The organism is Arthrobacter sp. 179 (assembly GCF_052379645.1).
In the GTDB taxonomy this organism is placed as follows: Bacteria; Actinomycetota; Actinomycetes; order Actinomycetales; family Micrococcaceae; genus Arthrobacter_H.
In genome coordinates this window covers 1-13560 of record NZ_JBQSYU010000009.1, presented here as the reverse complement: position 1 = coordinate 13560, position 13560 = coordinate 1, and the positions used below count along the sequence as shown (strand labels likewise).

Genomic DNA, 13560 nt, shown 5'->3' with positions numbered 1-13560 from the left:
CGTTTAGTTCTCCATCCGGCGCGGTTCGGGCAGCGGCCCACCGTACCAATGTTCGATGAGGGCACTGGAGATCGAGACGCCCGAAGGGACGCCGATGGTGCCGTCGGTGACCTCCCTGGCCAGTTCCTCCCGGGTGAACCAGCGCAGGTCGATGATCTCTTCGCCGTCGGGGGCGACCGTCGCGGTCTCGGCCCTCGCCGTGAATCCGAGCATGAGTGAGCACGGGAACGGCCAGGGTTGTGAACCGGCGTACCGGATCGAGTGGACCCGGACGTCGGCCTCCTCCCCGATCTCGCGTTCCACGGCTTCCTCCAGGGACTCCCCCGGTTCCACGAATCCAGCCAGGGTCGAATACCGCCGGCCGCCCCATTGGGCGTTCGCCCCCAGCAGGAGCCGGTCCTCGGCGTCGGTGATGGCGACGATGACCGCCGGATCGGTCCGGGGAAAATGTTGTGAACCATCCTGCGGGCAGATCCTGACCCAGCCGCTGTGCACGACGTCGGTCGGTGTTCCGCAGCGCGGGCAATGGGTGTGGCTGGCATGCCAGTTGGCGATGGCCACCGCCTCGACGAACAGCCCGGCATCGCGGGCACCCAGTCCGGCGGCGACATCGCGCAGCCCCAACCAGTCGGCATCGACGGGAGCCTGCGCTGGGGCCTTGTCGAGGTCGGCCAGCACGATCTCCCGCCCGTCCGAACGCCCCAGGTACACCCAACGGCAGTCCTCCGGCAGGCCCTCGGTTCCCACGAGGGCCAATTCACCGTCGCGGACCGGGGTCCGGCCGTTGACCAGGAGGAGGGCCTTGGTCCCTCCGTCCTCCAGCAAGGAATCGAGCCAGCCTTCTTCCTGCCGGCGTTCACACCCCCGGTCCACTTCGGTCCGGGCCAATGGAAGTCGCCCCAGGAGCGGGAGATCGGGAGCGGCCTCGGCAACGGGATCGTGGGAAGAAGTCATGGTCCTACCGTACTGAGGTTGGCCCCCGGCCCGCATATCCGCAGGTCACCGCTGTGGACGCCGCTGCCCTGCCGGAAGCGGACCACGGGGTGTGCTGGATCACGAGCGCACCCATTGGTTGTGTAATAACTGTGTAGTGGCCGTCATTCAGGCGACTCGCCGTCGACGAGGCGTGGCCGCGGGGCACTTCGCGGCATACGGTTGTGTACGTGAAACGTTCTCCCATGGAACTGGCCGCCATCGCGACCGCAGCGGTGCCGGGGTTGACTCCTGCCCGCGTCGCCGGCATCGCGGATGATCCCGATGACTTCGATTCGGCGCTGGTCATCGACGCGCAGAAGAACCGCTGGAGGGTGCGTTCACCCCGTCACCAGGAATCCAGCATGCGGTTGGAGACCGAGCTCACCGCACTGCGTTCCTTCACCCCCGGCATCCGCGCCTCGTTGCCCTTCAGGCTGCCCTCCGTGGCCGGGACCGTGCGTCAGGGAAGCCTGCGCACCTTCGTCTACAACCACCTGCCCGGCCAAGTGATGGACCTCGACGAACTGGTGGCCGCCGGTGGCTCCACCGCAGCGGATATCGGCCGCATCATCGCCGCCATCCACGCGTTGCCCGAGGAACTGGTCGATCGGGCCGACCTACCGGTCTATACCGCCGAGGAATTCCGTCAACGCAAGCTCAACGAGCTCGATCAGGCCGCCATGACGGGGCGAATCCCCCCGCGGCTGCTCCGCCGTTGGGAGCACGCCTTGGAGGATGTGGCGTTGTGGCGCTTCAACCCGCGCGTGGTCCACGGGGATGTCCACGAGGACAACCTGCTGATCGAACACGGCAAGGTGGCCGCCGTGATCGGCTGGACCGATGTGCGCATCGGGGACCCGGCCGATGACTTCGCCTGGCTCGCAGCCGCCCACGAACAGTCCTTCACCGACACCGTCGTCGAGGCCTACACCGCCGCACGCGGCGAACTGGCCGACCCGCACATCATGCGCCGTGCCGCTCTGGCGGCCGAATTCGCGTTGGCCCAATGGCTTTCCCGCGGACTGGCGACCAACGATGCCGAACGCATTGCCGAAGGCGAACAGATGCTGCGCGATCTCGACGAAGACATCTCCGAGTACGGCGGCCAGCCGATCAGCATCGTGGACCCGCCCCGCATGGATATCAACGGGCAGCCGATTCCCGAGGACGACGACGAATCGAACGGGACTGATGCCCCGGACCTCGACGCTGCCCTTCAGGACCAGGAGGCCACCGATCTCCCGTCAACTCCCGCCGACGAAGGGCCCCCGGGAGTCCCTGCGCCTCCGAATGTGCCGCCGAAACCACGGGTCGCCCCCGCCTCCCCCGAGGGCCTGCCCACGGACGAAGACTCCGACGCCCCCTCCACCAGCGATCCCGCCGAGGTCTCCAACACGGACTCCGGTGATCCCGTTGCGGATCCCTCCGGCGCCGCAGAGGATGACGCTGCGCCCGTCCAGGATGAGGAGGAGCCGGCCTTCCTGCGCGATGCCGATATCGACGACGAGGACTCCCCCGCACCAACGGATGCCGGCAGCGATGCCCAGCAAACTCCGCCGTCCGACACCGTTGCCTCCGGGCTGGAGACCGATGCGATGCCGATGATCGTCATCGAGTCCTCGGAGAAGTCCGGCCCTTCCACGGATTCGAAGTAATCCTCAGCTCGGGTCGAGGTCGGCCATCGAGGTCGTGATCAGTTCTTCGAGCTCCTCCGCATCCGCCAACCGGGCGGGCCGGATCGTCCGCCCCTGGCCGACGTAGTAGAACGCTGCCTCGACGTCCTCCAACGGGACGTCGTGCAGGCGCGACCAGCCCAGGCGGTAGACCGCCAACTGCAGGGATTTGATCTCCAGATCCCGCCCGGTGGGTACCCGCCCGGTCTTCCAATCCACGAGTGTCCATACCGTTCTGCCGTCGGCGTCGAGCTCCTTGAACACCGCGTCGATCCGACCGCGTACGCTGACCGGTCCGACGCGGGTCTCCAACGGGACCTCGACGTAGGCCGGCTGCCGGGTCGCCCATTCCGAGGCCAGGAATTCGGTTTTCATCTCCTCCAGCCCGTACATGTCCTCCACATAGGCATCGGCCGCCCCGGGGAACTCCCCCAGGTCAAGCATCCCGGTGGAGCCGTAGTGGTCCTCGATCCAGGCGTGGAACGCGGTGCCCTTCCGGGCGGCAACACCGGGGCGTCGCGGGACCGGTCGACGCATCTGGCCCAGGACCTGTCCGGCATCGGTGGCCAGATCGACGAAAAGCGAGGCGCGCACATGCTCGGGCACCGCCGCGGTTTCCCGCGAGGCCTCCCGTTCCCGGCGGGCCGCCAACAACAACGAGGCCTCGTGGTTCCACGCTGCCCCGTCTTCGGTGGTCACCGGGGTCTCGTCGTCGGCTCCGGGGACGGCCCGTAGTTCGAGCTGCTCGTGCACCAGGGCCGCGGCGGCCTCGAGTGGGCCGCGCCGTCCCCGCGGCTTGGGCTGGGCCACCCCGGCCCGGAAGACGACGGGGCCTTCGAGCGGGTCGTAGGGCCAGCTGGATTCGAGCGGATCCTCCCGGAAGGGGTTCTGCCCGGGTGCTTGGTCGTCCTCGCACCAGACGGGGACGGTGGCCCGCGGCGTGGGGGCCTGGGCCAACGGGAGCAGCTCGTTCAGGAACACGGAGGGCCCGGTCGGTTTGGACCGCGATCCGGTCCAGACCGTACTCGAACACAGCAGCAGGTCCTTGGCCCGGGTCAGTGCGACGTAGGCCAGCCGTCGTTCCTCGTTTTCCCCGTGGGCCAGGACGTCATCACGGAATATCGCTTCGGCGACGACGGCTTCGAAGAGGCTGGGCTGATCGGTATCCCATTGGGGCAGGTCGTGCCGGTCACCGCGCAGCGGCCAGGGCAGGGAGCCGTCTTCCTTGGTCCATCGGGAGTCGGTCGAGGAGGGGAAGATGCCCTCGTTCATTCCCGGGATCGCCACGACATCCCATTCCAATCCCTTGGAAGCGTGGATGGTCAATAGTTGCACGGCTTCGCTACTGGCTTCCTGCTGGACGATCTCCAGACCGCCTTCCTTGGCTGCGGCAGCATCCAGCCAGACCAGGAATCCGCTCAGATCGGCTCCCAGGTCAGTATCGGAATATCCGGCGGCGACCTCGGCGAACGCGTCGAGGTGGCGTCGTGCCGTATGGATACCGACGCCGGGTTTGGCGGCGACCTCGATGTCGAGCAACAAGGTGCGTTCGACCTCATGCAGCAGGGACGGCAGATCGTCGTCGGCGAAGCTGCGCAGATAGCGGATCTCGGCTTGGAGTGTGTGCAGCCGGTCCAGGGCGGTGGAGGTCAGGCTCCGTCCGGCCGAGGACGTCCACTCCGGTGGGGGGAGCCGATCGAGCGCTTCGACGAGACTGGCTTCCTCGGCCAGCTCGCTGCGGGCTTCGGTTTGGCTGTCCACCGCGGCACTGTCCGCGGTGGTGGTATCGATGTCGCGGGCCTCGCGGATGGCTGCTTCACGGCGTCGGGCCAGGAACCGGGACCAATCGGCAAAGGCCATCAGGTCGGCGGGGCCCAGCCTCCAGCGGGCACCGGCGAGCAACCGCAACAGGGCATCGGAGCGCAGCGGGTCCACCAGGACCCGCAGCGTCGAGACGAGATCGACGATTTCCGGCATGGCCAGCAGCCCGCCCAACCCGACGATCTCGTAGGGGATGTCGCGCTGGGTCAGGGCCTCGGCGATGCCCGCCAGGGCGGCCCGGGTCCGGCACAGGACGGCCATGGTCGGATGGCGCCCGAACGCCGAGGTGAACGCCCCGCGTTCGCTCAGGAGGCGGCCTGCGAGAGCAGTTGCCTCCTCGGCACTCGTGGCAAAGCGGGCGAGTTCGACCCGGCCGGTTCCGGCGAAGGGGCTGTGGACCAGCGCGGGGACGGCGATGGAACCCGAGGCCCGGTTCGGGTCTTCACGGTTCAGCGGGGCCGATACGGCGTTGGCGGCTTCGAGGACGTTCACCGAGTTGCGCCAGGCGGTGGTCAGGAACGCCACCGCCGAGGGGGTGGGCCTGCCGTCGGGACCGGTGGCCGGGAACTCCTGGGGGAAGCGGAAGAGTTGGCCGGCCGAGGCCCCCCGGAAACCATAGATCGACTGGTTGGGGTCCCCGACGGCCGTGACCGCATGGCCTCCGGTGAACAGTTGTGAGAACAGCACCATCTGGGCGTGGGACGTGTCCTGGAACTCGTCCAGGAGCACGACCTTGAACCGGTCTCGTTCAACCTCCCCCGCCGTGGGTACGGTTCTGGCTATACGGGCGGCCAGGGCCACCAGGTCCCCATAGTCCAGGACATTGCGTTCGGCCTTCGCCCGGGCATACCGCACGGCAAGATCCGCCACCGTGGCCCGGGTCCTGAGCTTGTCCAGGAGCTTGAGGGCGGGTTGGGAGGGCTTGGCTTCCTTGCCGACGCGGTAGGGAAGCGCGGACAGATGGTCGACTTCGGCGAGTACATGGTCGCGGGCTTGGAGGGGATCCACCAGATGTTCGGCACATTCCCCGGCGAACTGCACGACCGCATCGACCAGGGTGGACTTCGCCACGCGCAGGTGTTCGTGGTCGCCGTCGTACTCCTGGACGACCTTCAGGGACAATTGCCAGGCCTGGGCGCTGCCCAGCAGCGCGGTGTCCGATTCGACCCCGATGCGCAGGCCATGATCCTGCACCAGGGCGTTGGCGTAGGAATGGTAGGTCGAGACCTCCGGTTCCAGCGGGGCATCGTCATCTCCCGGCGGGACGATCCCGCTCTCGGCCAGACGGGCCAACTGCGCCCGGATGCGTTGGGCCAGTTCCCCTGCGGCCTTGCGGGTGAAGGTGACCCCGAGGATCTCATCCGGCCTGACCAGCCCATTGGCCACGAGCCAGACCACCCGGTCGGCCATGGTCGCCGTTTTTCCGGATCCGGCGCCGGCGATCACAAGCATCGGAGCCAGTTCGGAGGAGATGATGGCCGCCTGTTCGGCGGTCGGCTGGTGCTGGCCCAGCAGTTCGGCCAGCTCCTCCGGGGTGTAGCGGCGGCCGGCAGCGGATTCCTGCTGCGGGAGTGCCAGGTCGTGCTCGTGGTTCATTCGGTGACCTGCCGTCCTTCATCACATAAGGGACACACGGCCGGCAGCCGGCAGCCGCTGCCGCTGCGCCCCGCCTTGGAGGGGTCGTGCCGGGTGTGGAATTCGTTGCCGGCCATCAACCGGGCGGCGCTCAGTACCAGTGGGGTGGCCCAGTCCTCGGCGCCGACGGGGTCCTGGGCTTGCTCCCCCGGGCTCTTGGTCGTGGTACCCAACTGGACCAGGGCGGCGCCGCCGGGCTGCTGGGGCAGCTCCGCGCCCAACCCCCCGGCCAACACGGCGGCCTGGTAGCTGCCCAGTTGGGGGTTGCGTTCGACGTCGGCCTTCGTCGGCGCGGATTTCCCGGTTTTGAGGTCGATCACGTAGGCGCGGCCGTCCGCGTCGACCTCCAGCCGATCGATGACCCCGCGCAGCCGGACGGTGATCTCTGCATCGGCGATTTCGACGTCGAAGGACTGCTCCCTGGCCAGCAGCGTGCGGTCATGGCTCCGCATGAGGATCGCGTATTGGGCGAGTTTGCGCAGCATCGTTTCGGCCCGCTCGTGGTCCTTCGCGGTTTCCCAGTTCGAGGGCAGATCCAGATCCGGCCAGCGGCGATCCAGTTCCTCCAGGTATTCGTTCCCGGTGGCGGCCGGCAGGTCCTCGGCGATCGCATGCACCAGGGTCCCCAGACTGCGGGCCAGATCCGTCGCCGGTTCCCCGCCCGCGGCCTGGACGAACCAGTCGAGCGGGGATTCCAAGGCAGCCTGGACCCGCGAGGGTGAGACCCGGACCGGCTCGCCCTCGGGGTTCACCGGGGCGTCGGTGCTCGCCGGCTTGAGCCCCCACCACTGGGCGGGGGCTGCTCCGCGGACGTGTTCGGGCTGATCCGCCAATCGGGCCAGGACGGCTGCCGCGTCGATGGCTGCCGGTCCCGGGTCCGTGGCGGTGCTGCCGGCTTCCAGACGCTGGCGCAACAAGGCGACCAGGGAGGCCAACGTGCGTTCACGCGGCACCGCGGTGATCGGTCGCGGGGTTTCCTGGGAGGTCCAGGGCAGGACCAGATCCAGGAACTGGGAGGGTTGCTGGTCCTCGGAAGCGACCCCGAGGCACACCAATCCGTCCCGGGCGCGGGATAGCGCACTGGCGAAGGTGCGCAGTTCGTCGGCCCGGGTGGCCTTCAATCGGGTGGCAGGGTCACGCTGGCGCAGGATGGCCGGTCCGTGTTCGATGACATCGGCCAGGGCGCTGCTGCCCAGCAGTTCCCCCCGAAGGCGCGTATTGGGCCAGATCCCCTCCTGAAGTCCGGGCACCAGTACCAGATCCCATTCGTGGCCGACCGCACCGGCGGGGGTGGTCACCGCGACGGAGGCGCCGTTGCCCCCGCGGGAGGCCAGGGTGTCCATCGGCAGTTCCTGGCTGAGCACGTGATCGGCGAACTGGCCAACCGTCGAGCCGGGAAGCTGGTCCACGAAACGTTCCGCGGCCTGGAACAGCGCCATCAACGCGTCGAGATCATGATCGGCCCGGGCCCCCGCGGCCCCGCCATCCAGGGCGGCCTGACGCCAGGTGTTTTCCATTCCGGAGGCCGACCACAGGGCCCAGAGGGCGGTCTCGGCGTTGGCGGTGGGTACCGCGAGTTCGGCGACCAGCGCGGTGAGCATCCGTCCCAGTCGTTCGGCGCCGCGACCTTCCCGGCCCAGGCCGCCGAGGGCCTGCGGATCGGTGAAGATCCCGCGCAGTAGTTCGGTGCTGGAGCGTCGTCCTCCGGCCACGCGTTCGCGGCGGCGCAGGACTTGTCGGAGCCGACGGATGTCCAAGGCGGTGGAGGCCCCGTAGCGCGAGGAGAGCAGGGCCTCGACGACCCCGGCATCCGGAAGGTATGCCGCCGGTTCCGGGGCCGGCTCCCCGGTTCCTTCGCTCCCGTCGGGACCCCCCGCCGTGTCCAAGGCCACGCGCAGGAGGGTCAGCAACGGGCGCACCGCCGGTTCCTCCCGCAACGGCACCTCCGCCTGCGGGACGTCCACGGCAATGCCCTGGCTCGCCAGATGACGGGAAACCTCGGCGACCAGACCACCATTGCGGACGATGACGGCCATCGAGTCCAGGGACCGGCCGCGCATCAGGTGTTCTTCCAGGAGCCGCTGGGTCACCAGCCGTAGCTCGTGGACGGGTGATTCGACCAGATGGACTTCCACCGCTTCCCGCTCGTCGTCTCCGGTCGGCGCCTGCGGGCGCTCCACGAGTCGGCGCCCCGAGTGGCCCGTGGTGACCGGGATGCGTCCGGCCACCCGCGTCCAGGCCTCGGCGATCGCCGGGTTCATCCTCCATGAGGTCCCCAGTTCGATCCGCTCGGCGGGGTTCCTATCGGTTCCGTAATCGCCTTCGAACCGGCCCAGCAAGTCGGGACGCGCGCCCCGGAACCCCAGGACGGCATTATCCGGGGCGGCGAAGGCCAGCAGGTCACGCCCGGCGGCCAGCAACCGCAGCAGCCGGTGCTGGGCGGGGTTGGCCTCCTGCAGGTCGTCCACCACGATCAAGGACAGGCGCTGGCATTCCTCCTCGAGGAGTTCCTCATGGTCCTCGAGCAGGTCGGCGGCGGCGGTGATCAGCCCTGCCGGGTCGAAGGCCTCGCTGGAGCCGAGGTCGAGCAGGTCACGGTATTCCTGGTAGAGCGCGGCGGAGGCGGTCCATTCGGGCCGCAGGCAGCGTTCCCCCAGTTCCTCCAGGTCCCCGGCCTCCACCCCGTATTCGGCCAGCCGGTCGAAGAGTTCACGGATCTCCTTGCGGAATCCGCGGGTCCCGATGGCTTCGCCCAGCGACTCCGGCCAGGCGGGGCCCGCGGTGATGCCGTCGGCATGCCCCGCCAGCAACTGGGCGATCAGGGTGTCCTGTTCGGGGCCGGAGAGCAGCCGTGGGGGGCGCTCGACGGCGGGCAGGTACCCCAGCAGCCGGGCCCTGCGGATGAGATCGAAGGCGTAGGCCGCCCAGGTGCGTACCGCAGGTTCGGAAAACGTCGTATCCGTCGCTGCCGAGAGCCGATCGCGCAGATCGGCTGCCGCGGACCGGGACGGGGCGATGGCCAGGAGGTGTTCGGGCCGGTGCCCGGCGGCGAGCCTGCGCACGACGACGTCGAGCAACGCCGTGCTCTTCCCGGTCCCCGGTGCTCCCAGGACAAGCACCGGGCCGTGGCCGGGGACCAGCTCACGGAGGCGTTGCCGGGAACTTTCTGCGGTGTCCTCGACGGTTTCCATGGACTCCATCAGAGCATGCGCCCCCGTCGCTTTGGCGCGGCCTCCTCCACGACGGTCGCCGACGCCAGGACCGCGGCGACTTCGTCGAGGAGCGCGAAGGCCTCCTCGTCGGGTTGCCAGCGGGCCACCGGGACGCGGACCCGTCCGTGGCGAAGCGGGATCGATTCGTCGATCCAGTGCGGGATGGCCCTGGCCTGCAGATCGGCCGGCAGGGTTCCGTCGGCGCGCAGCACCCGCCACCAGGGCAGGGCGCCGTCGGACCGGGCCATCGCGGCGCCGACCTGACGGGGGCCACCGGCGCCGAGCAGCTCGGCAATGTCCCCGTAGGTCAGCACGGCCCCCGCAGGGATGTGACAGGCCAGCCGATGGACGGCCCGGGCATATTCGGCTGACATGGTTCCAGTTTAGGCGGGCCGGCGCCATATCGTCGGCAGCTGACGATACCGTGGGGACATGGATAACTGGCATGAGCTCCCCCGCGCAGCATTCGACCTCGAGACCACCGGCAAGGATCCGCAGGAGGCACGCATCGTGACCGCCTCCGTCGTGATCGTCAATGGCCGGCAGGAGATCATCAACCACCGGGAGTGGCTCGTGAACCCCGGAGTGCCGATCCCCGAGGAGGCCGCCGCAGTGCACGGGGTGAGCACGGAGCAGGCCGTTGCCTCCGGGCAGGATCCCGCCACTGCCATCGCCGAGATTTCCGCTCATCTGCGCGACTTGTTCCAGACCATGCCGGTGCTGGCCTTCAATGCCGGATATGACTTCACCGTCCTGGCCCGGGAATCGGAACGCCAGGGGGTTCCCGCCCTGGAGCCGGCCCCGGTGATCGATCCGTTCATCATCGACAAGCATGTCGATAAGTACCGTCGGGGCAAGCGCACGCTCACGGCGATGTGCGAGCACTATGGCATCCCGTTGAACAACGCCCACTCCTCGGCCGCCGACGCGGCGGCGACCGTTGGGGTGGCCGATGCCCAGGTCGCGAAGTACGCACGGGTCCTGTCCGTGGATCCCGCCGAGCTGCACCGGTTGCTGATCGGATGGGCTGCCGAGCAGGCCGCGAGCCTGCAGGAATTCTTCCGCCGCAAGGATCCGACGGCGGTCGTGGACGGCACCTGGCCGGTCCGCTGACCCCCAGTCAGGGGGTCGGTGGCCGGACCAGCGGGGCCGGCGCACGATCCCATAGTGGGACATATCACTTAATTTTCCGGAAGTGGGCGTCGCCGGACGGATGGGGCCGTTCTTAGAGCGCGTCGGGTTCATATCGCATGGGCTCGGACCAAAACCGCATTCTCGTGAAGTTTCTTCGCCAGGACCCAATATTTCGATATGTGAATTCGATTTCGTGAAGCACGCAGGGGTTGATCAAATGGATTCATTCGATTGTTGGTGTCCATTTCGGGACACCGTTCACTTCCAGCCGGAAAGAACCCCTGTATGCCTAAATTCCAGTTGCCCCTTGCGAAATTTGCAGCCCTCGCGGCGGTGACCGCCCTCGGGTTGAGCGCCTGCGGCGGAACCTCCGAAGCATCGTCCAGTCTGCCGGATGACATCACGACGGTGACCATCGGTGTGGCCGACGGCGCCGAGCCCTACTGGCAGGTCTACAAGAAGGTCGTGAAGGAAGAGACTGGCGTGGACGTCGAGTTCAAGAACTTCTCCGACTACAACCAGCCCAACCCGGCCTTGGACCAGAAACAACTGGATCTCAACGAGTTCCAGCATCTGCAGTACCTGGCCACCTACAACACGAAGAACGACAAGGATCTGCAGCCCATCGGGGGCACTGCCGTCTACCCGCTGCCGTTGTACTCCACGCAGTACTCCTCCACCGAGGAGATCCCGAAGGGATCGGAGATCGCCATTCCGAACGACCCGGTGAACCTGGCCCGTTCGCTGATCGTGTTGGAGGCCGCGGGACTCGTGGAGGTCGAGGGCGGCGCCGATTCCACGTCGACCCCGACCGATGTGGACACGGCAGCCTCCAAGGTCAAGGTGGTCACCGTCGATGCCAAGATGACCGCACAGAACCTGGACTCGTTGGCCGGTGCCGTCGTGAACAACAACTACGCTGCGGCAGCGGACCTCAGCGATGACGACATCATCGCCCAGGACGATCCGGAGGCGGACTCGACGAAGCCGTACATCAATGCGTTCGTCGCCCGCGATGCCGACAAGACGAACCCCACGCTGCTCGAGGTCGCCAAGCTCTACCACGACCCCGAGGTCGTCGAGGCGATCAAGAAGGATCTGGGCACCGGTGGCGTATTCAGGGAGAACAGCGGTGAGGACCTGCAGTCCGCCCTGGCGACCATCGAGGAGAACATGAAGGCCGATTCCCAGTAGTCCCCCGGCCCCCCTTCGAACCGAGTCAGCACGGCTGCGGCACCGGACACCCCGGGGCCGCAGCCGGCATGGCTTCGAGGGCCCCGCCATCATCCTCCGCGAGAAAGGACCTGCGATGCCATCCATCGTCAGTTTCCGCCAGGTCTCCAAGGCCTACCCGGGCCGCGGCGCCGCCAAGGGTACCCCCGTCCACGCGCTCCGAGACATCACCTTCGATATCCAGCAGGGCTCCATCACCGGGGTCATCGGCTACTCCGGGGCGGGAAAAAGCACCCTGGTCCGTCTGATCAACGCCCTGGAGCTGCCCACCGGAGGCAGCCTGGACGTCAACGGACGAGAACTCACCGGCATGAACGAGAAGGATCTGCGGGGGTTGCGCGGCGGCATCGGCATGATCTTCCAGCAGTTCAACCTCTTCACCTCGCGCTCGGTGGCCAAGAACGTCGAGTACCCGCTCATCGTCGCCGGCTGGCCGAAGGAGCAACGCGTGGCCCGGGTCGCCGAATTATTGGAATTCGTCGGGATCTCCGAGAAGGCCAGGCAGTTCCCCAGCCAGCTCTCCGGCGGTCAGAAGCAGCGCGTGGGCATTGCCCGGGCCCTGGCCACCAACCCGGAGCTCCTGCTGGCCGACGAGGCCACCAGTGCGCTGGACCCCGAAACAACCACCGAGGTGTTGGCCCTGCTCAAACGGGTCAACGAGGAGTTCGGCACCACCATCGTGGTCATCACCCATGAAATGCACGTCGTCCGCTCGATCTGCGACCACGTGGCCGTCATGGAACAAGGCGCCCTGCTCGAACACGGCCCCGTCTACGACGTCTTCGCCTTCCCGGAGAACCCGGCCACGCAGAAGTTCATCAGCAGCACCATCGCCGACCGGCCCAGCCCAGAAACCGTGGCCCGCCTGCAGGTGCTGCATCCGGGACGCCTGGTCAGCATCACGATCTCCGAGGCCCCCGGGGCCGGGGCCGGAACCAACCAACGGGAGATCTCCTCGCTCCTGGCCTCCTATCCGGCGGTCCATGATTCGGTGGTCTACGGTTCCGTCACCGAAATCGCCCAACGCCCCTTCGGGTCCCTGACGTACGTCCTGGAAGGACCCGAGGCCGATGTCGATGCCGTCGTCGAAGGCCTGTCGAAGATCACCACCGTCCAGCAATGGCCCGCGTCGACCCCGGCCGGCCCCGAGGCCGAAGGAGCGAAGCAATGATCGAATGGGGCACCCTCGGACCGCTATTGGTCTCATCCATCGAACAGACCCTCTACATGGTCATCATCACCATGGTCCTCGGCGGGATCCTGGGGCTGCTGATCGGCATCCTGCTCTACGCCACCCGGCCGGGGAACATCCTGGCCAACACCGTGGTGTTCAACGTGCTGAACTTCGTGATCAACCTGGTCCGGCCGATCCCGTTCATCATCTTCATCTCCCTGGTCGGTCCGTGGACCCTACAGGTCATCGGCACCTCCATCGGCACCAATGCGGCGATCTTCCCCATGACCCTGATGACCGCCGTGGTCCTGGGGCGCATCGTGGAACAGAACCTCGTCGGGGTCGATCCCGGAGTCGTCGAGGCGGCCCGGGCCATGGGTTCCAGCCGTAGCAGGGTGCTCTTCGACGTCGTCCTGCGCGAATCGATCGCGCCGCTGGTGCTGGGCTATACGTTCATCTTCATCGGGGTCGTGGACATGTCCGCCGTGGCCGGATACATCGGCGGCGGTGGCCTGGGCGACCTGGCCATCACCTACGGCTACCAGCAGTTCAACTATGCGGTCACCCTGCTGGCCGTGGGCGTCATCGTCGTGATCGTCCAACTGGCCCAGCTGTTGGGCAATGCCCTGGCCAAGCGCATGCTGCACCGCTGAGCACTCCCGGCGCACACACAGGCGGGGGGGGGGGGTGCGCCACGCGCGGG

The 13560-nt window shown here is 67.7% G+C and carries 9 protein-coding genes; 5 read left to right on the top strand and 4 right to left on the bottom strand.

Annotated features, from left to right (window positions below; all coding sequences use genetic code 11):
• Window positions 1-3: 3 nt before the first annotated feature.
• Window positions 4-954: an NAD(+) diphosphatase gene (gene nudC / locus ACT3UE_RS07490; RefSeq protein ID WP_444561467.1), complete on the bottom strand. Its 951-nt coding sequence runs from the start codon at window positions 952-954 to the stop codon at window positions 4-6.
• 209 nt (window positions 955-1163) lie between these two features.
• Between nudC and ACT3UE_RS07485 the strand changes: the two genes are divergently transcribed.
• Entirely contained in the window at window positions 1164-2630 is a 1467-nt protein-coding gene (locus ACT3UE_RS07485) for a phosphotransferase (RefSeq protein ID WP_444561466.1), read from the top strand.
• 3 nt (window positions 2631-2633) lie between these two features.
• Here the strand turns inward: ACT3UE_RS07485 and ACT3UE_RS07480 are convergent, their stop codons facing one another.
• The 3 genes from ACT3UE_RS07480 to ACT3UE_RS07470 are packed head-to-tail and all read right to left on the bottom strand — an operon-like array spanning window position 2634 to window position 9690.
• Window positions 2634-6065, bottom strand: coding sequence for a UvrD-helicase domain-containing protein (locus ACT3UE_RS07480; protein WP_444561465.1), 3432 nt, complete (start codon window positions 6063-6065; stop codon window positions 2634-2636).
• Window positions 6062-9295 (bottom strand): ATP-dependent helicase, encoded by a 3234-nt coding sequence (locus ACT3UE_RS07475; RefSeq protein ID WP_444561464.1) that lies wholly within the window; start codon window positions 9293-9295, stop codon window positions 6062-6064. Before ACT3UE_RS07475 ends, ACT3UE_RS07480 begins: the two co-directional genes overlap by 4 nt.
• Before the next feature lie 8 nt (window positions 9296-9303).
• On the bottom strand, window positions 9304-9690 hold the full coding sequence (locus ACT3UE_RS07470; protein WP_444554339.1) for an MGMT family protein: 387 nt from the start codon (window positions 9688-9690) through the stop codon (window positions 9304-9306).
• 58 nt (window positions 9691-9748) lie between these two features.
• Between ACT3UE_RS07470 and ACT3UE_RS07465 the strand changes: the two genes are divergently transcribed.
• The 4 genes from ACT3UE_RS07465 (at window position 9749) to ACT3UE_RS07450 (ending at window position 13510) form a co-directional block, all read left to right on the top strand.
• Window positions 9749-10429 carry a 3'-5' exonuclease gene (locus ACT3UE_RS07465; RefSeq protein ID WP_444566497.1) on the top strand — a complete coding sequence of 227 codons (681 nt, stop codon included), beginning with the start codon at window positions 9749-9751 and terminating at the stop codon, window positions 10427-10429.
• A gap of 306 nt (window positions 10430-10735) precedes the next feature.
• Window positions 10736-11644 carry a MetQ/NlpA family ABC transporter substrate-binding protein gene (locus ACT3UE_RS07460; protein ID WP_444554337.1) on the top strand — a complete coding sequence of 303 codons (909 nt, stop codon included), beginning with the start codon at window positions 10736-10738 and terminating at the stop codon, window positions 11642-11644.
• Window positions 11645-11759: 115 nt separating this feature from the next.
• Window positions 11760-12854, top strand: a complete 1095-nt coding sequence (locus tag ACT3UE_RS07455; RefSeq protein WP_444554336.1) for a methionine ABC transporter ATP-binding protein — start codon at window positions 11760-11762, stop codon at window positions 12852-12854.
• Window positions 12851-13510 carry a methionine ABC transporter permease gene (locus ACT3UE_RS07450; protein WP_444554335.1) on the top strand — a complete coding sequence of 220 codons (660 nt, stop codon included), beginning with the start codon at window positions 12851-12853 and terminating at the stop codon, window positions 13508-13510. Before ACT3UE_RS07455 ends, ACT3UE_RS07450 begins: the two co-directional genes overlap by 4 nt.
• Window positions 13511-13560: the final 50 nt, after the last annotated feature.

Excerpts from the sequence above, each read along its gene's own strand:
- nudC (WP_444561467.1), bottom strand. The coding sequence starts at position 954 with ATGACTTCTTCCCACGATCCCGTTGCCGAGGCCGCTCCCGATCTCCCG.
- ACT3UE_RS07480 (WP_444561465.1), bottom strand. The coding sequence starts at position 6,065 with ATGAACCACGAGCACGACCTGGCACTCCCGCAGCAGGAATCCGCTGCC.
- ACT3UE_RS07475 (WP_444561464.1), bottom strand. The coding sequence starts at position 9,295 with ATGGAAACCGTCGAGGACACCGCAGAAAGTTCCCGGCAACGCCTCCGT.
- ACT3UE_RS07470 (WP_444554339.1), bottom strand. The coding sequence starts at position 9,690 with ATGTCAGCCGAATATGCCCGGGCCGTCCATCGGCTGGCCTGTCACATC.
- ACT3UE_RS07465 (WP_444566497.1), top strand. The coding sequence starts at position 9,749 with ATGGATAACTGGCATGAGCTCCCCCGCGCAGCATTCGACCTCGAGACC.
- ACT3UE_RS07460 (WP_444554337.1), top strand. The coding sequence starts at position 10,736 with ATGCCTAAATTCCAGTTGCCCCTTGCGAAATTTGCAGCCCTCGCGGCG.
- ACT3UE_RS07455 (WP_444554336.1), top strand. The coding sequence starts at position 11,760 with ATGCCATCCATCGTCAGTTTCCGCCAGGTCTCCAAGGCCTACCCGGGC.
- ACT3UE_RS07450 (WP_444554335.1), top strand. The coding sequence starts at position 12,851 with ATGATCGAATGGGGCACCCTCGGACCGCTATTGGTCTCATCCATCGAA.